Origin of the sequence: Vibrio crassostreae 9ZC13 (genome assembly GCF_000272045.2) — a bacterium.
GTDB lineage: Bacteria > Pseudomonadota > Gammaproteobacteria > Enterobacterales > Vibrionaceae > Vibrio > Vibrio crassostreae_C.
In genome coordinates this window covers 666,606-687,127 of sequence record NZ_AJYZ02000019.1, presented here as the reverse complement: position 1 = coordinate 687,127, position 20,522 = coordinate 666,606, and the positions used below count along the sequence as shown (strand labels likewise).

Below are 20,522 nucleotides of genomic sequence, written 5' to 3'. Positions count from 1 at the left end.
TCAACATTATTTAGAAATATCAAAAGTTTGGTCGATACTAAATAGGTCAGCAGTTAGAAATAGAGAAAGGCGCAAAGTTTTCACTTTGCGCCTTTTTTATTGAGATAAATGGCAACGCGTTTAGGTCTGTTTTGTGTCAAACCGTTTAGTACGTTAAAAGCCACCATTTACCTCTAGCCAGTCAACGTTGCCATGACTGAGTTATCTAATTGAACTACTAATCCCTAATAGTTCAACTTACGATTAGTTAAGCTGTTTCTAGTTCAGCTTGAGGAACCACGTTTAGTCGGTCACCGTAGATTGGACGCAGTGCTTGCATCACTTCAATGCGAGTCAACACACCCACCATCACGCCATTTTCTAACACTGGAAGCATATGTGGTTGGCTTACTTTCATCGCTTTTGCACGCTCTTCTAGAGAAAGAGATGTCAAGCGAGTTGCGAAGCCCATGCTTGTCGTCGGGTACAGTTGCTCTTTGTCGATGCATAGGAACTCAGCAACGTCTACTAGCTTGTCGTTTGCATCGATTGCCACAACGTCACGGCTCATTAGGTCTACGACTTTTTGGCCTTTAGTTGGGATGTAATCTTGGCACCAAAGGTCAACCATTACGTCATGAACCGAGAAGATACCCACTAGACGGCCTTCAACATCACAAACAGGAGCGCTAACAAGTTGCGCGTCTAAAAGTGTATCAATCGCGACTGATGTTGGCATTTCAACGCTCAATGTAATTGGTTGAGTGTTCATGATTTGCTTGATAGTAGTTGCTGTGTTCATAGTAATTTCCTTAACTGACGTAATTTCTGTTGTTTGTGTAATAGCGGTAATTTTTGCTGCTTTAAGTTGTGGGCGACGGTAGATACTCCAGTTGGCTAAGCCGACCAATACTGAACCACCTACGATGTTGCCGATTGTCACTGGTATTAAGTTTGCTGTGACAAATTGCATGACGTTTAAGTCTGCGTACTGCGCCGGTGTTGCACCGATTTGCATCCAGAAGCTTTCCGGGGCGAATGTTTGAATCGTGATGCCTAGAGGAACCATGAACATATTCGCCACACAGTGTTCAAAGCCTGAGCTTACGAACATTGCAACGGGTAACACGGTCATCATTGCTTTGGTCATTGCGTTAGCAGAGCTGAACGTTAACCAAATCGCTAAACACACCAACAAGTTACAAAGCACACCCAAAGCAAACGCTTGAACTGGGCTGTGGTGCAGCTTGTGTTGAGCAATGTTTAGAGCGTTTAAGCCCCATTGGCCGCCATCCAGTTGATATAAGCCTGCTGCGCTTACCAAAGCCAATAGGAACATGGCACCGATAAAGTTGCCGACATACACTTTGCCCCAGATAGACAGCATCTTAGTGAAGGTGATTTGCTTGTTAGCCCATGAGATGCTGGATAACACTGAGCTGGTAAATAGCTCACCACCGCAAATCACAATCAAGATCAAACCCATACTGAATGCAAGACCGCCGGCTAAGCGACTCAATCCCCATCCAGCATCAGCGCTGCCCGTGGTTACCGTGATGTAGAACAAAAAAGCAAGCCCGATGAATGCGCCAGCCATGATTGCCAAACTCAATGTCATGCTGCTGGTTTTATTTGCTTTACTTAATGCAAACTTCTCTGCTTCCGCCATCATTTCTGTTGGTGAGAACAGTTGATGATTTTCAGAAGTGCTGGTTGCCATATCCCCCCCTTGAACAATCCGTCATGTGTAATTCCTAGTGTTAATGACTTGGTTAATCCGTAATGGTTAATCAGTAATGTTTTGCAGGGCTCGTTGTGTCCTGCCATTCCAGATTAGGGCGTTGATGGGTAGAGGTAAAATTGATAATTTTTAGAAACCACATCAAATTTATTGATATAGATTGGGTTACGCGTAGAATGAAATTGATTGCTCATTGGCTTTATAAAAAACGAGCATCAGGACACAAATAATTAAAAGCATTAAGGATGAATTTTGCGTTATTCATTAAAGCAACTCGCGGTATTTGATGCAGTAGCAGACTCCGGGAGCGTTAGTCAGGCAGCAGACAAATTGGCGTTGACTCAGTCGGCGACAAGTATGTCTCTTGCACAGTTGGAAAAAATGCTCGGCAGGCCTTTGTTTGAAAGGCAGGGCAAGCAAATGGCTCTTACTCATTGGGGGATGTGGCTAAGGCCTAAAGCGAAGCGTTTACTGCAAGATGCGCAGCAAATTGAGATGGGTTTTTATGAGCAGCATTTACTAAGTGGAGAGCTCAAACTCGGTGCAAGCCAAACACCAGCGGAACACCTAGTTCCTGACCTCATCAGTATTATTGATAACGACTTTCCTGAGATGCGAATCTCGCTCGGCGTACAAAGTACCGATGCGGTTATTGATGGCGTATTAGATTATCAATATGACTTGGGTGTTATCGAAGGTCGTTGTGATGACAACCGAGTTCACCAAGAAGTGTGGTGTACGGACCATTTAACGGTGGTTGCATCGGCTCATCACCCGTTTGCGAAGCGTGAACGAGTCAGCTTGGCGCAATTAGAACAAGCAAAATGGGTATTACGTGAACATGGTTCGGGTACTCGCAAAGTTTTTGATAGCTCTATTCACCATTTAATTGGTGATCTTGATGTTTGGCGAGAGTATGAACACGTTCCTGTTTTAAGAAGTTTGGTTGCAAACGGCCCATATTTAACGTGTTTACCTTATCTCGATGTCGAACAGTTTGTTGAGTCTGGTCAACTGGTCACATTAAATGTCCCTGAGCTTGAAATGGAAAGAACCTTGTCCTTTATTTGGCGTGCAGATATGTCTGAGAACCCACTTGCTGAGTGTATTAAGCGAGAAGGTAAGCGCATGATGAAAGGCAAGCCATCGGTTTTGTAACGATAAATTGATAAAATACTGATAACCAAATATGTTGAATAAGCGATTTCGGTCTCTATCTAGTGATAAATACACATCTGCATACATTATTAATGTGATCGTGATCGGCTAAATAAGGGCTATCTTCCCATAGTATGCTTACTTGATTTTAAGTGAGGCTAAATCCGGTTGCGTTCAATTACGTAATTAGGCTTTAGAAATAGTATGAGTACATTAGTCGCGATTTCATTAACAACAGGTATTTTGTCAGGTCTATGGGGATGGATTGCTATCTCTTTCGGCTTATTGTCATGGGCAGGTTTCTTAGGTTGCACCAGTTACTTTGCTTCGCCAACAGGCGGCGTTAAAGGACTAGCAGGTAGCTTATTGACCAACATGACTGGCGTATTCTGGGCAATGGTGATTATCGAAAGCTCAACCTTCGCAGGGTTAGAGATTTTAGGCTACATGATTACTGCTATTGTGGCTTTCTTTATGTGTATTCAAGCGAAACAAGCGTGGCTAGGTTATATCCCAGGCACCTTCATTGGTTGCTGTGCGACGTTTGCTGCAGGTGGTGATTGGCAACTTGTAGTGCCATCTTTACTGCTTGGTGGTGTATTTGGATACTTGATGAAAGCAACGGGGCTATGGCTTCACGAGAAATCGACTCAATCTTCGGAAGTTGTTGAACAACACGCTAAACAGGCAAAGGCTTAATTCGTTAACCTAACCTAACCTTAGTTAGTCACTGTGAACTCTTGCAAGATAACCCCCAATTAATTTGTATATCGATTTATACAGGCACACCGTTTGGTGTGCCTTTTTTGGTTGAGGCGACTAGATAAATATTTCATCAGTAGAGCAACTGATAGCATCTATAAAACAAATTATGTTTAGGTATTTCCATTCGCCATGGTGATCACGCGTTTTAATGTCCACCTTAATAAAAGCGGAATGCATTCTTGTCCTTGATTCTCGCAATGAGAAACAATGGCGAGTGCAAGGTCGGGTTTTGCATGTTTCTTCAATACCTTGGCAACCACTTTCTTTGGAGGGATAGGGTGATCGTATGGAATCTTAACCATGTCACGGAAAAAGCTCTCAAATCCATTCATATATAGGTAATGCTCGATATCTTTATCTGGCAGTTCCGTGAGTCGATGTCTTTCCTGATCATTACCAAGCTTCGATAGCACCGTTGCTGCGTATTTTTTACCCGCCGCATCGCCGTCAGTTACCACATGCCAATCGATGCCAAACTCTTGCGCGACCTTAATCAGTGCCTTAAGTCCTGATTGGGCGAACTCAATAATCTGCACACCTTCTGCTGCTAGGTTATAGCCACATTGGTTGGCAAGTTCATTGAACAACCAAACCTCGGTTTCACCTTCTACTAATAGCCAACAGCGAGCAAATAGTGCCCCAGAGCGGTGGAAGCGGATATGAAAACCAATTCGTCGAAGTTCATCCTTACTGAAATGGTTCATGTTGAGTTGATTGGCGATGGTTTTGTCTGACTGACGAACCAAGCGACGAATCGATTGAAGTGGGACCGCCGCAAGTAGGTCGCCACTGTTGGTGGTCAGGATTTTCTGCATGGGCAATTTCTGCATCAAGCTCCAAGCCCTTGCCAAGTGTGTTGGGTGCAATCGACCTTCTGGATCTTCAAGGATCAACAGAGGGCGCGCACATCGCCTTAAGTCGTTTGGCCCTTTAGCTTGTAGATAAGCGTTAAGTAACCCCATGAATAATAAGCGAGTTTGTTTGTTCTTGGTCTCTTCGACGAGTTGATGAATACTCTGATCATTGGTACCCGCAGAATAAAGCAATCCGTCTCGCTGTTTTCTAGGGTTACGACGAGAAGTACTTTTGAAAGAAAAATAGTGCTCAATCAAACTTTGCATCGACTCTAGGCTACTGCGCATTTCACCTTTATTAACATGTCCGGGTATCGCCATAAGACGGCGGCAGGTGTTGTCTATTCGTTTTTCTATTCTTGCTTGTCGACCATTACCGTTATTGGCGCCGTTTCCATTTGTTGTGCCATTGCTCGTGTGATGGTTCCCGTTCCCGTTTGAATTTGCATTAGTTGCGTGAACATTAGTCGGCAGGTGAGCATTGTGGTTAAGGGACTTGCCGTTGAAAGGACGATCAAAGTGCCTTGCATCACGCAAACGGATAACGGGATGTAAGGTCATTAATTCTTGAGCAAGCTTTTCTGAATGATGAAGCTTGAGCGGATTACCGTCCAAACCAAGAAATGCATAGTGTGTTGTTGTCTCATACTGTTCTAACGTCGCGCTGATGCGATAGTAGATGCGAAATACGCCAAATTCATCTTGAACCCAAATAGGTTTGAGTTTGCGATAACGACCTGCGTTAAGTTCGCTCTTATCGTTAGCTTTTAAAGCGAGAACAATTTGAAGATGTTGAGACTGCGGGTGTGAAACAGAGTAATCGACATGAAAATCGGTCATTTCAAAGTGATATGGCACACCGTCTGAGGGCAGAATGACGGAAAGGGCATCCAATAATGAAGACTTACCCCAAGTATTTTCACCAATAAGCGTGGTTAGCTCGTCAAACGCGAGTGACATGCGCTTGATACCTCGAAAGCCAGAAATCTCGATTCTTTCTAGTTGCATAGGCTTACTCCTAACGGAAGGCTCTGCTAATTATTTGAAAGCTAACAGATATCTTTAATCATAATCGAAAAATCCAAATCCGGTATGCTCACCTGTCACAAAACCCGTTGTTTATTAATACGGTGCAAAATGAGATTTTTGATCTATCTCGAGTATTTTTTTGCAGTGCAGTTTCATAAAATTCACGATTCTGTCATGATTCTCGACCTAGTATGAAGGGACAAAGAGAGAAGAAAATATGACTAAAAAGAATAAGCCGACAAAAATAGTGTTGGCACACATCAACGACACCCACTCATACTTTGAACCAACCTCGTTACAGCTATCACTTAAAATGAACAACCACATCATTGAACCTTATGTCAGTGCTGGTGGCTTTGCTCGAATTTCAACACGCTTCAAACAAATAGAACAAGATGCCCAGCGTCAGAAGGTTGGAACCTTGTTCTTGCACGCTGGTGACTGCTTCCAGGGCACGTTGTACTTTTCCTTATTCAAGGGAAAAGCCAATGCCGATTTGTTGAATGCCCTTAATATAGATGCCATGACGCTCGGTAATCACGAGTTAGACATGGGTAATGAGCCCGTTGCGATTTTCGCGAAAAGAATCAAATTCCCGCTGTTGGCCGGTAACTGGAATCTATCGAATGAGGATATCAATAAAACTCATACGCTAGCGGACAACGACATTGTTAAGCCTTATCTACCTGAAACACGAAGTGCTTCTTTTATAACGAAAGAGTTTGATGGCGAGAAGGTCGCAATATTCGGCTTAAGCATCGACAAGATGGCAGGCATCGCTAACCCAGATACCGATACACCGTTTGAAAATGCTTTGGAAACAGCAAAAGGGACCATTGAGCAAATCCATCAAGCAGGTATCAACAAGATTGTGTTACTTAGCCATCTTGGTTACGAAGCTGATTTAGAGTTAGCAGCCAACGTAACAGGTATTGGTGTCATCGTTGGTGGTCATAGTCATCGCTTACAAGGTGATTTCGCTGATATCGGCTTAGTTAAAGATGATGAATACGGTGTGAAAATTGGCGATACCTATGTTGTGCAAGCGGGTTTCCACGCCATGAGCTTAGGACACTGCGAAATCGAGTTCGATTCTCAAGGCAAAGTGACGCACTTCAATGGTAAAAACGAACTGTTATTAGGCCGTCGACTCTTTATAGACGCGAAACTGAGTGAAGTAGGGCAAGACGATGCCCACGATATGGCGTGTGAGTTTTTAAACAATCACCCTAATATTGCAGTGTGTAAGAAAGATCCTGAGCTGCAGAGCATTCTGACGGATAAATACCAGCCGCGAGTTCGAAGGCTTCAGCAACAAGTGATTGCTCATGCAGACACTAAACTTCGCCATGTACGTATTCCAGATGCTAAAGGCCCGAGTCAACTAGCCCCCTTGGTTGCTCAATCATTTCACCATCTAATGAACAAGAAAGGGCATCAGGTTGACTTTGCCATTCACAACGCCGGTGGTGTAAGAAATTCACTGAACAGCGGCGATGTCTCTGTTGCCGATATTGCCGGAAAACTACTACCGTTTGCCGTACCTATTGGTGTGTATGAAGTAAAAGGTGAAACGATCGCTGGCATGCTTGAAGGTGCAATCAATAACGCGATTGATAATGGTGTCGTGGGCACAGGTTCAGGTAGCTTTCCTTATACACATAATTTGAGGTTTTGTTACCACAAAGAAGCGCCTATAGGACACAGGATTCACCATCTAGAAATTCACTCTGATGATTCAGGTTGGCAAGCTGTTTCTCGCAACCGTATTTACCGGGGCGCGTCGTCAGCCTATACAATGAAAGGCAAAGAGGGCTATAACGCTGTGTTGGATATGATCGGTGATGGCACGGTCACCACTGACTCTATGGCAGACTGCTTCATCGAGTTTCTGCAAGACCACCCAGAGTCGCTTCAACTCAATGAACCGTTGAATTGCATGGAGTGTTTTAGATAACTAAAGCTGATACTGATATTTAACACTATTACTTTGGGTTATTTATAAAATTGGCATTGTTTATGCTTTATCTCTGCAGGTCGCCTTCTTGTGGAGATATGCATGGATAAGAAAGATTGGTTAGATGCGGTAGCGGTTGTCGGTTGGGTATCAGTTTGGTCAGCGTTAGTGTATTTAATACCTGCCGCAGGGCTGTAAATTGCTCTTTTTGCAACTTCATTACGCAGTGCAATAGTGTGTTTGACTTGCGAATTTATTCTTAGAATCAATTCGCGTGTCTATTTGACAAAGTGGCATCAATCAGAAAGGAGCGTTTGCTCCTTTTTTGCTTTTTCCGTGCAAATTTATATAGACGAAACACAACCAGAGGATTATTATCCACGCGTTTGGGGAGTAGTTAGCGCAAGTTTACATATCGTCATCTCGTTAGGCCAAGAGTCTATCCGGTATGTAAAAGTGAAATCCCATATTTCACTTCAACGAGACCAACGCAATCACAGTCAAGATCCGTAATGGAGCTTGATATGCTTTGTTTGCGGAAGGTCTTTGTACAGTTCTTCCGCCCGGAGGAATAATGAACTCAACTCAATCTCTATTATCTACAAATAGTGAATCCTTTTTTTCATCGCCAATCATGACGACTTATGCGGGCTTTTTCCTGCTAACGGTTATTCTCGTCTCTATTGATATCTATCAGACTCGTGGCGGTAACGTTACTATCAAGAAAGCGGCAATCTGGAGTGTTTTCTGGTTTGTACTTGCGTTTTTGTTTGCTGGCTCGATTTACCTATTTTGGGACATTTATGCGCCGAACAGTGACTACACAGCGCAAAAAGCAACCGTGTCATTCATTACGGGTTACTTGTTAGAAAAATCCCTTAGCGTAGACAACTTGTTTGTTTTTGCGATGATCTTTGCTCAATACCAAGTTCCTGAGCATCTAAGACCTCGTGCGCTTCTTTGGGGCGTAATTGGTGCATTGGTGCTTCGTGCAATTATGATCGCACTAGGCGCACAGCTATTGGCGGAATATCACTGGGTGCTTTACGTGTTCGCTGCGTTCTTGATTGGTACAGGTATTAAGCTGGCATTAGACAAGGGCGAAGAGGAGAGTGTGAATACTCTGCCTGAAAAGCTACTTCGTAAAGTGATGCCGGTAACAGAGGACTTCCATGGCCCTGCATTAATGGTTAAACAGGGTGCTAAATGGGCATTCACTCCAATGATGTTGGTCATCGGTGCGATCGCAGTCATGGACGTGATGTTTGCATTAGACTCTATCCCTGCGATCTTTGCGGTAACACAAGAACCGTTCTTGGTACTTGCGGCTAACGTGTTTGCGTTACTTGGTCTTCGCTCGTTGTATTTTGTACTGCAAGGTATGATGGACAAGTTCATCTATTTGAAACCCGCGCTTTCATTCATCATGGTGTTCATTGGTGTGAAAATGCTTCTGGTTGATAGCGAGTGGGCTATCCCAACTTACTGGTCATTGGCGGTATTGGTTTCTACGATGACGATTGCGGTTATAGCGTCGGTTTATGCGAAGAAGCCAGGCATTGAACAAGTAAATTAAAAACAAATATAACTTATCGAAAAGTCGATAATGAACACGTGGCTGCTGAAGTGGAAAATTTATTTATGTAAATTTTCTGTGACATTGGCCACTGTTGTTTGCGGGGTATTTGTACTAAATGCATGATCTAAACACTATATTGAATTTGTACTCACATAATCTGCATATCTATTTTGTGGCGTTGTTAATGGTTTGTTTTATTAGAAAAACTAATCCCAAAATCTAATTTTAGTCATTTTTTAACCTGCAAAAGATCACCTATTATTCTTGTCATCAGAACGAAACACATTAATAAATTTATAGAGAGGCAATCATGGCTCAAGCAGTACAAATGAATACTATCGCTGTTCCTAACTCTATGGATAAGAAAACCTACTCGGTTAACTTCAAAGGATTGATTGCACACATTTTCGATATTCTTTTCGTAGACAACTCTCCACGTAGTTACTACGCAAGCGACCTATCTGGTCACATGCAACGCGATATCGGTATTAACCGTTAATCTCAGCGTTAACATGTAAATATAGAATTTTAAGAAAACGCCAGCTTCTAAAGCTGGCGTTTTTGTATCTGAAATAAACTCAATCTCTTCGTAAACTAAGCACCTGAAAGAAAAACCTAGGCATAACGGTCTGTATTTGAGCGCCATTCAATTCGCTTTGTACAAGGATCTCGGTATGTCACACGCCAAACGCAATTCATCATTGATTAAACTTTGTTTATTTGCCTTACCGATCGGCTTCTATTCCTCAGTGTCGCTTGCACAAACCTGGAGTAATGAAGGCCAGTCCGCACAGGTTATCGAGCTCTTCACCTCTGAAGGTTGTTCAAGTTGTCCACCTGCTGATCAGTACCTCAGTACTTTTGAAGACCATCCAAAACTTTGGACACAAGTTATTCCGCTTGCCTATCACGTCGATTATTGGGATTACTTAGGTTGGGGCGACAAGTTCGCGAGTAAGGCGTTTAGTCAGAAGCAACGCTTGTACAAAGCTTATGGAGTAACAAGTGGGGTTTACACCCCCGGCTTTGTTGTCGATGGAAAAGAGTGGCGCGGTTACTTTAATTGGTTAGACAGAACGTTGCCTTCGCTCAAACAACAAAATAACCCCAAGCTAACGGTCAACTATAAAGGCGATACGTTCAGCGTAAGTTACGAAGGCAAAGGGGATTATGTTGCTCATATAGCTTTGCTGGCGATGAACGAAGTCACCAGCGTTAAGGCGGGCGAGAACAGGGGTAAGAAACTCGAACATGATTTTGTTGTGGTTTACGATGGTTATCAGCGTGGTGAGTCTGAATGGCAATTTAATATCAATTTTGAGCCACTTGTCGCTACACCAGACGCAGTCGCTGTTTGGTTAACCGAGCCGAATTCGTATGCACCGGAACAAACGGTAGCAGGTTGGCTGAACTAACTGCAACCCACGACAATTGTGTAGCTGGAATACTCTTAGACGAAGTTGGTACGGCGAGTATCGAGGTTCTCACATCGATAACTTCGCTTCTGACGGATATTAATCAGTGAAATAGAAGCGAAAGGGCGATTTAGTTACGTAATACTGCTGAAATACGTTAATATAGCGCGCTATTATTTTAGCTTTGAGTTCCTGCAATTAATGACTAACACCACTACACCAACCAACTTCTCTGATCTTGGCTTAATCTCTCCTTTGATGGCTCGTTTATCTGAGCTTGAATACCAACAGCCAACGCCTATCCAAGCGCAAGTTATTCCAAGTGTGTTAGCAGGACGCGATTTAATTGCAGGCGCAAATACCGGTTCAGGTAAAACCGCAGCATTTGCACTTCCACTGTTACAAAAGATTCATGAAGATGCCCCTCTGGACCGTCGTTCAGGCAAAGGTAACTTTGTTTCTGGCCTTATCTTGGTTCCTACTCGTGAACTTGCTAAGCAAGTGGCTGACAGCGTTAAATCTTACGCTGTGCATTTCAATGGCGCGATTAAAACGGTTTGTGTGTTTGGTGGTGTATCGGTAAACACTCAAATGCAGGCGCTACGTGGCGGCACTGATATATTGGTGGCAACACCGGGTCGTCTGCTTGACCTTATTTCGAGCAACGCTATCAAACTAGATAAAGTGAAAACGTTAGTGCTTGATGAAGCTGACCGAATGCTAAGCCTAGGTTTTACCGAAGAACTTGATGCAATCTTGAAGCTCTTGCCGAGCAAAAAACAAACCTTGTTGTTCTCTGCAACTTTCCCAGAGCAAGTTAAAACGCTGACTCACGAACTTCTAAGCGATCCAATTGAAGTTCAACTTCAAAGTGCCAATGCGAGCACACTGGTTCAACGTGTATTCGAAGTAGAAAAAGGTCGCAAGACAGCGTTACTCGCACACCTAATTCAACAACATGAATGGCGCCAAGCTCTGATCTTCGTTAATGCGAAGAACAGCTGTGAGCACCTAGCAGACAAGCTTTACAAGCGCGGTATCATCGCAGAAGTATTCCACGGCGATAAAGGGCAAGGTTCACGTACTCGTATCCTAGAAGATTTCAAATCTGGCGAGATTGACGTTCTGATCGCGACAGACATCGCGGCACGTGGTCTGGATATTGAGAAGCTTCCAGTGGTAATCAACTTTGACTTACCGCGTAGCCCGTCAGACTACATGCACCGTATCGGCCGAAGTGGTCGTGCAGGTGAAGTTGGTCTTGCGTTATCTCTGATCGATCACGAAGATTACCACCACTTCAAAATCATCGAGAAGAAGAACAAGATTCGTCTTGAGCGTGAGCAAATTGAAGGCTTTGAAGTGGATGAAGAAGCGACAGCTGAACTGATCGCAGCACTAAAACCTGTTGCGCCACCGGCCGGTACTGGCAAGAAGAAAAAGAAGAAGAAAGCTCCAAAAAACCAAGATGTGTGGCTGAACAACAACTGATCTTGAGTCAGCAAGCCATATAAATCAATAAGTAATAGACATTCAAAGGTGCTTAATTGCGCCTTTTTTGTGTCTGTAGGGCTGGGATTTGAGTCGTTAATAAACGACTGTTGCAGTGTTAAACAACCCGATAAGCCGTTCGAAGGATAGCGTCCTCCATAAGAGATTCGGCGATTTAACGCTTTGCTCATAACCTGTTCGGGTTTTGAGCAATTGGGTAACCGCGTGAAGACCTCGATTAAACAATTAGTGCTGGCCACTTCATTTTTCCTGTTTACCCAACACTCTTCTAGTGCTGCTGAATTTGAGGTTAAAGGGGTTAATAAAACTCTCACCGAAAATGTAGAATTATATTTAGAACCTTTAGCCGATGTTCCTGCATCACAGCTATCGAAAACGAAGCTATCTAAACGTATTCAAGATGCACTCAACCCTTATGGTTATTATCACCCACAGCTCGATATCGACCTCAATGATTCTGATAACGTGATCATTAACATCGATTCTGGTCCTGTCATGCGCATCGCAGAATCGATAGTAAAAATAACAGGTGAAGCTAGCCTAGATGCGGAGTTCATCAATATACTCAATCAAAGCAAGTTAGGCTCAGGTTTAACTTTGTCTCACCAAGAATACGACCAAACTAAGCGTGCGATTTTCTCTTTAGCAAAGCGGAAAGGTTATTTTGACGGCAGGTTTATCGAGTCAAAGATTGAAGTTATTCCTAGCGAGAACATCGCGAATATACACTTGTATTTTGCAAGTGGTCCACGCTACAAGTTCGGTTCTATAAGTATTCCTGATGATGGGGTTGACCCTACTCGTATCGAGAAAATACCCACCTTTAAAAAAGGTGATGACTTTGACACCATCAAGTTAGGTGAACTGCAATCTGATTTGTCAGACACTCAATGGTTTCGAAGTGTCATCGTACATGGTGACTTTGACAAACTTGATGACAACCTAGAAGTTCCAATTGAAATCATTGCCGAGCCAAGTTCTCGAAATATCGTGCAGGTCGGTGGCGGCTATTCTACAGATCTCGGTTTACGCGCCTCTCTCAGTTGGTCAAAGCCTTGGTATAACCGGAGAGGCCACAGCTTTGAAACACAGACATATTTGTCTGAACAGGAGCAATCACTTCAGTTGGGGTACAAAATCCCCACAGAGAAAGTCACAACGGATTACTTTGGTATTCAGTTTGAATCGAAACGAATTGATCATCGAGACACCAATAGCTTTACAAACGATCTTAAGTTCGAACGTTACTGGCAATTAGACAGTGATTGGCAAAGCACCATTTATGTCAAATACTTGCATGAACAGTACCGTCAGGCGTCTGAGGAAGAGCAATCGCAATTACTGTTACCTGGCATCAGTTTTTCTCAGGTTGATCGTAAAAATGATCAGTTGGAGCTCAATCATCGACACATCTATTCTGTCGAGTATTCTGACCCTAGTCTGTTCTCTGACTCAAGGCTGTTGCGGTTGGAAGGAAACAGTGTCCTTTCATGGGATATTAGTGACAGGCAGAAGCTCCATTTCCGCTCCAACGTAGGCATCAACATTGCCAAATCATTATCTGATGTGCCGTCGTCACTGCGGTATTTTGCTGGTGGCGATGGAAACCTGCGAGGTTATGGTTACGAATCTATCTCCCCTAGAGACGAGAATGGTGAACTAACGGGGGCACGTTATATGTTAACTGCTGGGCTCGAATATCAGCATCAAGTCTATCGTTCAATTTGGTTGGGCGCATTTCTTGATGTGGGTGATGCATTTGATCAACAAGCGGATTGGAAGCGTGGGACGGGCGTGAGTTTGATTTGGAACTCACAGTTAATGCCAGTTAAGCTCGATTTTGCTTACGGCTTAGATGCGCCTGAAGGCGACGAATTTCGTATTCATTTTTCCTTTGGTACTCAATTCTGATTTTTGTACGCTGTTTATGCACTCGCGAGGATGCGAACCATCTAATAGGATTCAAGTAAATCGAAAGAGCGTAATAACCTTTGTGCTTTAGCAAACACAAAGGTAAAAACTATGAAAAAGCTACGATTCGGTGTATTTGGTAATATGGGCCCTGAAGCAGATGCTCTGTTCCAAGATATCGTCGCCAAGAAAGAAATTGAACACGGCGCACTTAAAGACTAAGACCACATGGCCATGATAGTGGTGAAAAACTCAGATATCCCCGATCGATCTGAAGTGATTAACGAAGGCGGTACCGATCCTGTGCCTGAACTGATTGAGTCAGCGTGCATTTTAGAACATGCCAATGTTCAGTTTGGCGTAATGACCTGTAACACCGCTCATTACTTTAGACCTGAGGTTCAAAAGCACACCAACGTTTATATCGTCGACATGCTTCAAACCACCGTTGATCAAATCAAAGAGCAGAACTCTGAATCTGTTGTTGGTATTTTATGTACCAACGGCACATACAATTCGCGAATCTGGTGTTCGTTAAGCCAGATTCCTTTGAGCAAGAGCATAACGTGCATAGTGCTATCTATGGTGAAGTAACCGGTGAGATGACAGAGTGTGGACAAGCAATCCGAGAAACCAACGGGATCAAAGCGGGCGAGTTTGAGCGTAATGCCGCACTGCTTGCTGTAGCGATTCAATCCATCGTAGAGAAGGGCGTTGATACGGTTATTTGGGGATGCACGGAACTTCCTTTGGTTAGAAAGCAACTTGAAACGGCATTTCCAACAGTCACTTTTATTGATCCTATGGAAGCGGTAGCTGAGCGTGTCGTTGATATTTACCGTCTCGCTGAGCAATATGTAGAGCGTGGACATGTGGATTACAACATTAATGATGTTAATTCGATCTTCACAACGCTTGATATGGTGAACTACGTAGCCCAAAGAGCGATGACCTACCGTCTATAAGCTCAGATACGTGTATTTGAAACATGAGAAAGCCGCGAATTACGCGGCTTTTTTACATTTGGACTGGAGAAAATTAAAAATTAAGATTCGAAGCTGAACACTTAAAGCTCGAACTCGCCATTCATTTTTCGAAATAACCAATCAGGTACCTTGTTCCATGAACTGTAGTTCGGGTTCTTAGTATGGATTTGTTCCTCTGAAGCCCAGATGGTGTCACCTGATTGTTCTCGCGACACAGCCCAGAACAACTCCTCTTTCTGACGTGTTAAGTAGTGTGTCACTTGCTTCGCAAACTCTTCACTGTCAACCAACACCCCAAACTCAACGTTGAGAAAGTCTGATCTTGGATCGAAGTTAGAAGAGCCAATATAGGTGACACGCTCATCTAAAATTACTGTCTTGTTGTGGTAGTAGGTATCAACATGAAAGTAGTGATCATCATTGATCGCTTGGCTTTTGTACTCATAGATACTTACGCCCTTGTCGAGTAGAGTCTCACGGTGTTTTTCGTAATACGCAGGCACAAAGCCCGAATCATTAGAAGCCGATGAATTCGTCAGTAAGGTGACTTCGGCTTCGCTCTCTCTAAGTGCATCGACGAATACAAATTTGTTATCGCTTGGCACCATATAAGGCGTAGAAATAATAACCTTAGAAGGTGTCGGTACTTTTTGCTTCATCAAGTGTTCAATACGTTGGCGAAAGTAGGGCTTGTTGTCATTGAGTTTCTCCAGTGAGTCAAATACCGGCGTGACAGAGGCTGAAATGAACTTCGGTTGGTTTAAGCTCTTTATCTGCCTTTCGACTTCAGACGTGATCAATGCTTGATTCTTTTCACCTTTGTTCAACGCTTTGGTGAACGCTTGGTATTGCTCTTTCTCTTTGATTTTAATGCGTTCTTGAATTGGCACTACATGCTCACTGTTCCACAACGCTTGGTAGTTTCGGTCGAAAGCAGCAATCACGTCGCCTTTAAACAGCACATCCATATCAAAGAAGTTGGCACTTTCGCTGTAGCCAAAGTAGTCATCACCGATGTTGCGCCCACCGAGGATCATCGATTGGTGATCAACGTTAAAGTATTTCTCATGCAGTCGATTATCTAACTGTTTTTGATGAGTAGAGAAGTTGAGCGCACGACCAATCCAGCCAGCTTTACGTGACTCAAAAGGGTTGAACAGTCGAATCTCAATATTGGCGTGTGAGTCCAACTCCGCAAGCCATTTGTCATTGAATACCAACAAGTCATCCAGTGTGAGGCGCACGGCCACATCGCGATCAGCGGCGTGTTTTAGCTCGTTTAACAGCATCAAACCCAGAGTGTCGTTTTCCCAAGAGAAGTAGGTCATATCAATCGAGTGTTTTGCTTGGCGAACCAGATCAATGCGGCGCGCAAAGGCTTCAGGCGCACTCGGGATCAAATAGACTTCGGCTTGATGTTCTGTGCTTTGCCAGTTAGCTTCGAAGTCAGGTTCAACATCGGGGTAAGGTTGGGCACATCCTGTGACCAAAGCAATCAACATTATTGTGCATGCTGTTTTTAGTTTGCTAAGTGTCATAACTAACCTGCGTTTAAACATAAAATTTGGATATAGAAACGGCCAGCGAGCTGGCCGTTAAAGTAGGAAGGGTGTTGAATATGTTTAGTTTAGGTACCAGTCCCAAGGCATAAGACCTTGCTCTGCTAGACCCGTTAAGCGACCTTCACGAAGCTTAGGATCAACACCTGGGTTTGTGACATAGTCCCAGTCGAAGGTAGTGCTGTTGTCGCTGAATCCTGCACCATCAATGACAAGCACATTGTCGGTAGCATCGCTGTACTGGTAGCTCTGGAACAATTCATCGCTAAACCAAAGACGCGACATTTCGTTCATAAGGGCTTTATCTTTGCTTGATGGATTTACTTCGCTTCCATCAAAACGTACAGCTTTGTTGAACATAAATGGCAGTTCTGAACCGTTACATGCACCGCTGATGCAACCAATCGTTTTGAATAGATCAATGATTGACAGTTGGTCGTATTCGCCCGTTTCTTCATTTAGACCTGTTTTATAGTTCCACATGTTAAAGCTTGGTTTGTGCTCAAAGTGGTATAGCGTTGCTTCTACTTCGCTGTTTGCTGCCATATAACGAGCTGGGCCATTGAACAAGGTGTCATTTAGCAGGGTTTTAAATTGCTTCATGTTGTCAAAAGCGCCACCTAAGCTAGATTCTGAATTAGGGAAAAAGTCAGTTAGGTTTAAAACTTTATTAGTTTGTTCATGGCCGTTTAATTCAATATCTACATTTTTTACGATACATTCGATTACCTCTATTGGGTCGTCTTTAGTTAGACAAATTGGCGTAAGAACTCCTATATCAACAGATGAATCCATCCCCCAAAATAGTTCACTAACAGCTGTATATGCAGTGAGTGAAAGACCTTCATTTGCAGCAACGTCCTTAGAACTCATGTTATTTATTCTTGCCAATAAACGATCTTGATTGTGCTCATCATCTAGCCATTTCAACGCATCTAAGGCAATGGCCTCTGAGCGCTTACCTTTTATTGCTTCAGTTGAAAGAAATTCGTCAATGATAGTTGGAATCAAAAAGGTCACACTGAACAACATCCCAAAACTATTTGCTTCATGAGCATTGTTTCCCAAAATCGTTTGTACAGAAAGATCAGAATTTAGTGGTGATTTAGATGGTTCTATACATATTGCCTCTGACTCATCAGTGGTAGCAAGTGACTCACAACCTAGATAAGGAGCAAATGGCATCAGTGTTTGCATAGGGGTCTTTCCTGATTTGGGGCCTACTTCTAACTCTTGACCCAAATAAGAAACTGAAACCGATAGCGAACTCAATAACCAATTTTTTAGCTGTTCAATACCATCCAAAGCTGTTTCTTGCGACGCCATGATCTTGTCAAGCGAAGTGTCTGCTGTAAAACCCTTACTGCGATCTTTTGCAACTTCATAGCTTGGATACTCAAACCCATAAGGGTTGCTTTGCATGATTGCACGTTGGAAATATTGACCTGCGATATCATGATCTTGCTGTAAGAAACCAATAGACATAGCACCTGAGCCTTGACCCATAACGGTTACGTTTTGAGCGTTACCACCGAAGTCAGCGATATTATTGTGTACCCACTCCAAGGCACGCTTTTGGTCACCTAGGCCATAGTTTCCATCTTCGTTCTCGCCTTTAATCCATTGAGTACCTAACTGACCAAGACGGTAGTTGAAGCTTACGTAGATGAAAGGCTTACCATCGTCGCTTCCTTGAGCAACCACGGTATCACCTTGGATGAGCGGCTCTGCACCAGAACCGTATTCGAAATCACCACCGTGAATGAATACATAAACCGGTAGGTCTGCATCAGCATCTACGCCTACTGGGCGCCAAATGTTCAGGTTCAAACAGTCTTCAGATTGTGTCTGTGAAACGGTCTTCAATTGAGGACATGCATCACCAAACGAAGTGGCATCAATGTCACTCCCAAGATCAACCATTTCACTGTGCTCAAAACGCTCTGCATCGGCAAACTTAATGCCTTTAAAAGACTCAACAGAAGCCAGTTTATCGTCTTCGGTATTAGATGTAACAACCAGCTCTTCTTTGGTCGCAGTAATCATCACATCGCCGATTTGAGTGGTAAAGGTTTCTGAAGGTGCTGGAATTAAAGGTTCAGGTTTATCAGGGAAAGGAACCGTTGGTTGGCTATCGTCGCCACAGCCTATAAGGGCAGTAGCAATAGACAATGCGATAAGTGAGCGGTATGCAATATTCATATTTAATTTTCCACAATAATATTCGGTATAGTTACGATCAAACGCACTTGTATCGACAATCCTGCAGTTCCATTGGGTATTGCGCTCCATCTATGGAGCATCGACATGGCATATATTTGAGTTGTCATCTTGCTGGACGACTGAGCTTCAGAGGCTCGTATGAAAATATCGCTCTAACGAATCTATATTCACAATAGAGCGATGGTTTGACCGTTAGAATCGATAGCCAAGGTTCAATGTCACAGCCGAACGAGTTTCACCTTTGTTGTACAACACGGTCATGTTGTAATGCTTGCCAATCTGTTTGTTGACTCCGGTTAAAAATGCCCACTGGTTAATGTCGACACCAACGTCGTAATCAAACTCAATATCGTCTGTCTTTACAGTACCTTGCATACGTGAATCTAAACCTTGGTATTCAGCACCAACGAAGAATTGAGCGCGATAATCAACTAATTGGTAGCCCAACATTGGCTGAATCGTGACAATGCCGTCACCCCAATCATCCATCCCTTTCAGACGGGTTTGTGAATAGGTGCCGGTCACTGAGGCAAAGAACTCTTTGTAACCAACAGATAATGTTGTACCCGCACCGCGTAAGTCATATTCGAGATGGAGTGGTACATTTAAACGCCCACTGTTACACAGTGCTGATACGCCCTCGCACAGTTTGTCGCCTAGACCAGGTAATTTGTTATTGAGTTTATCTTGTAGATATTCTCCCGCAGCGCCGGTATAAGAGGCGTCAATATTCGCATCAACGTTTACCTTTCCTACGTACCCGAATACATTCCAGAATGGCAAGATATTTACGTCGCCGCGTATCGAAACACTTTCCGCTTTGACCGTCGCAACACTGTCTTCCGGGTCGAATAGGTCATTCAAGCGCACACCGCTAATGACGTAATCGGTCATAGGAAGGTTCATGTCTTGATTGCGATAAGCCACTGAAACACCGAATGGTAATGGCAAATCGATACCTTGACGACGCACCATGTCACCCATTAAAGGGAATACTCGATCTAACTTAACACTCGCTTCTTGCATACGAGGATCTGAAACTTCTTTTAGACGCTCTTCATGCAGGACATTAACGCCGTTGTCGTCTTCATAAATTGCGACGGGTTCAGTTACAGCGCTCATGGTCATCGGTTTCGTTTTAGACGTACCCTCGATGTTAGTTGTCTTACGTTCAATAACGACTTTACCAGAGTCTAACGTTTGGAAATCAATCACTTGGTAATAGGTATCGACTTTTGACTTACCAAGATTAAATGGCTTGTCGTTGGTGATTACCATGCGTTTTGGTGTGCCGCCTACAAGTTCAATATCAACATTCAAGAAACGGAAATAGGCGATGTCTTGTGGTAAGCCGTATTTCGAATAGTTGAAGCTAATGGTCACGTCGCCGTTGTCTTTTTCATTGACTTTCACTGACGATGGATCGAAGCTTTCTGCATAATTTCTTAGTCGATACTCAGTGCGCGTAAACTCTTCAATTTCATCGATCAGTTTTTCGTTTTCATCCAGCTCTTGCGGGTTGTATTTGATGCGCAGGTCGATGTTGCCTTTGCTGTCTGTGTTTTTTATCAGATAGACGCTTGAGTCACGAACCTCATCGCCAATTTGTATGGTTCGATGTGCGTGTTCAACTAGGTGTTCGCCCTGTACGAGCGAACTGATTGCTAGCTTTGGTAAATCATGACTGATGCCATATTTGTCAAATAGTGCTCGACCTTTTTCCATAACTTCGCTGTAAGTATTGGTTTGTGCCGCAGACGCAAAATTGGGGGTGGTAAGTAATAGGGCGCACGCTAACACAGAAAGAGTATGGGTCTTACAGGCGCTGGTGCGTATTTCAAAAAAACTCATGAC

At 43.5% G+C, this 20,522-nt stretch carries 14 protein-coding genes and 2 pseudogenes; 10 read left to right on the top strand and 6 right to left on the bottom strand.

From position 1 onward, the window contains the following. Positions 1 to 247 precede the first annotated feature (247 nt). The gene (gene focA / locus A136_RS04390) at positions 248 to 1,699 is read right to left on the bottom strand and encodes a formate transporter FocA (protein WP_017064629.1); all 1,452 of its coding nucleotides are present in this window, start codon (positions 1,697 to 1,699) and stop codon (positions 248 to 250) included. Positions 1,700 to 1,972: 273 nt separating this feature from the next. On the opposite strand from focA, the gene A136_RS04385 reads away from it, so the two are divergent. Continuing rightward, positions 1,973 to 2,878, top strand: a complete 906-nt coding sequence (locus A136_RS04385) for a LysR substrate-binding domain-containing protein (RefSeq protein ID WP_017064628.1) — start codon at positions 1,973 to 1,975, stop codon at positions 2,876 to 2,878. Positions 2,879 to 3,082: 204 nt separating this feature from the next. Then, positions 3,083 to 3,577: a DUF1097 domain-containing protein gene (locus A136_RS04380; RefSeq protein ID WP_017059817.1), complete on the top strand. Its 495-nt coding sequence runs from the start codon at positions 3,083 to 3,085 to the stop codon at positions 3,575 to 3,577. Between the two features lie 176 nt (positions 3,578 to 3,753). On the opposite strand, the gene A136_RS04375 is transcribed toward A136_RS04380, so the two are convergent. Further along, positions 3,754 to 5,505: an ATP-dependent endonuclease gene (locus A136_RS04375; protein ID WP_017059816.1), complete on the bottom strand. Its 1,752-nt coding sequence runs from the start codon at positions 5,503 to 5,505 to the stop codon at positions 3,754 to 3,756. 238 nt (positions 5,506 to 5,743) lie between these two features. On the opposite strand from A136_RS04375, the gene A136_RS04370 reads away from it, so the two are divergent. The 8 genes from A136_RS04370 to A136_RS23090 all read left to right on the top strand — a co-directional run bounded on the left by A136_RS04370 (position 5,744) and on the right by A136_RS23090 (position 14,865). Then, positions 5,744 to 7,483, top strand: coding sequence for a bifunctional metallophosphatase/5'-nucleotidase (locus tag A136_RS04370; protein ID WP_017064627.1), 1,740 nt, complete (start codon positions 5,744 to 5,746; stop codon positions 7,481 to 7,483). Between the two features lie 574 nt (positions 7,484 to 8,057). Further along, positions 8,058 to 9,059, top strand: coding sequence for a TerC/Alx family metal homeostasis membrane protein (locus A136_RS04365; RefSeq protein WP_017059813.1), 1,002 nt, complete (start codon positions 8,058 to 8,060; stop codon positions 9,057 to 9,059). 313 nt (positions 9,060 to 9,372) lie between these two features. Further along, on the top strand, positions 9,373 to 9,561 hold the full coding sequence (locus A136_RS04360) for a hypothetical protein (RefSeq protein ID WP_017059812.1): 189 nt from the start codon (positions 9,373 to 9,375) through the stop codon (positions 9,559 to 9,561). Between the two features lie 175 nt (positions 9,562 to 9,736). Beyond that, positions 9,737 to 10,477 (top strand): DUF1223 domain-containing protein, encoded by a 741-nt coding sequence (locus A136_RS04355; protein WP_017064626.1) that lies wholly within the window; start codon positions 9,737 to 9,739, stop codon positions 10,475 to 10,477. Positions 10,478 to 10,678: 201 nt separating this feature from the next. After that, on the top strand, positions 10,679 to 11,968 hold the full coding sequence (locus A136_RS04350; protein WP_017059810.1) for a DEAD/DEAH box helicase: 1,290 nt from the start codon (positions 10,679 to 10,681) through the stop codon (positions 11,966 to 11,968). Positions 11,969 to 12,181: 213 nt separating this feature from the next. Continuing rightward, on the top strand, positions 12,182 to 13,900 hold the full coding sequence (locus A136_RS04345) for an autotransporter assembly complex protein TamA (RefSeq protein ID WP_029235239.1): 1,719 nt from the start codon (positions 12,182 to 12,184) through the stop codon (positions 13,898 to 13,900). A gap of 228 nt (positions 13,901 to 14,128) precedes the next feature. Beyond that, on the top strand, positions 14,129 to 14,494 hold the full coding sequence (locus A136_RS23095; protein WP_017064623.1) for an aspartate/glutamate racemase family protein: 366 nt from the start codon (positions 14,129 to 14,131) through the stop codon (positions 14,492 to 14,494). Further along, positions 14,467 to 14,865 (top strand): aspartate/glutamate racemase family protein, encoded by a 399-nt coding sequence (locus A136_RS23090; RefSeq protein WP_017064622.1) that lies wholly within the window; start codon positions 14,467 to 14,469, stop codon positions 14,863 to 14,865. Before A136_RS23095 ends, A136_RS23090 begins: the two co-directional genes overlap by 28 nt. Positions 14,866 to 14,966: 101 nt before the next feature. Here A136_RS23090 and A136_RS04335 read toward each other — a convergent pair whose 3' ends face one another. From A136_RS04335 to A136_RS04325, 4 genes and pseudogenes are all read right to left on the bottom strand, one after another. Further along, a complete protein-coding gene (locus A136_RS04335) occupies positions 14,967 to 16,424 on the bottom strand; it encodes a phospholipase D family protein (protein WP_029235238.1) in 1,458 nt (485 codons plus the stop codon). Positions 16,425 to 16,508: 84 nt separating this feature from the next. After that, positions 16,509 to 17,159, bottom strand: a pseudogene (locus A136_RS23225) (carboxylesterase family protein); the annotation flags it as partial. A gap of 278 nt (positions 17,160 to 17,437) precedes the next feature. After that, positions 17,438 to 18,491: pseudogene (locus tag A136_RS23220) on the bottom strand (carboxylesterase family protein); the annotation flags it as partial. Positions 18,492 to 18,860: 369 nt separating this feature from the next. Then, a complete protein-coding gene (locus tag A136_RS04325) occupies positions 18,861 to 20,519 on the bottom strand; it encodes a hypothetical protein (protein WP_017064619.1) in 1,659 nt (552 codons plus the stop codon). Between the last annotated feature and the right edge of the window lie 3 nt (positions 20,520 to 20,522).

Excerpts from the sequence above, each read along its gene's own strand:
- focA (WP_017064629.1), bottom strand. The coding sequence starts at position 1,699 with ATGGCAACCAGCACTTCTGAAAATCATCAACTGTTCTCACCAACAGAA.
- A136_RS04335 (WP_029235238.1), bottom strand. The coding sequence starts at position 16,424 with ATGACACTTAGCAAACTAAAAACAGCATGCACAATAATGTTGATTGCT.
- A136_RS04375 (WP_017059816.1), bottom strand. The coding sequence starts at position 5,505 with ATGCAACTAGAAAGAATCGAGATTTCTGGCTTTCGAGGTATCAAGCGC.
- A136_RS04365 (WP_017059813.1), top strand. The coding sequence starts at position 8,058 with ATGAACTCAACTCAATCTCTATTATCTACAAATAGTGAATCCTTTTTT.
- A136_RS04380 (WP_017059817.1), top strand. The coding sequence starts at position 3,083 with ATGAGTACATTAGTCGCGATTTCATTAACAACAGGTATTTTGTCAGGT.
- A136_RS04350 (WP_017059810.1), top strand. The coding sequence starts at position 10,679 with ATGACTAACACCACTACACCAACCAACTTCTCTGATCTTGGCTTAATC.
- A136_RS23095 (WP_017064623.1), top strand. The coding sequence starts at position 14,129 with ATGGCCATGATAGTGGTGAAAAACTCAGATATCCCCGATCGATCTGAA.
- A136_RS04325 (WP_017064619.1), bottom strand. The coding sequence starts at position 20,519 with ATGAGTTTTTTTGAAATACGCACCAGCGCCTGTAAGACCCATACTCTT.
- A136_RS04360 (WP_017059812.1), top strand. The coding sequence starts at position 9,373 with ATGGCTCAAGCAGTACAAATGAATACTATCGCTGTTCCTAACTCTATG.
- A136_RS04355 (WP_017064626.1), top strand. The coding sequence starts at position 9,737 with ATGTCACACGCCAAACGCAATTCATCATTGATTAAACTTTGTTTATTT.
- A136_RS04370 (WP_017064627.1), top strand. The coding sequence starts at position 5,744 with ATGACTAAAAAGAATAAGCCGACAAAAATAGTGTTGGCACACATCAAC.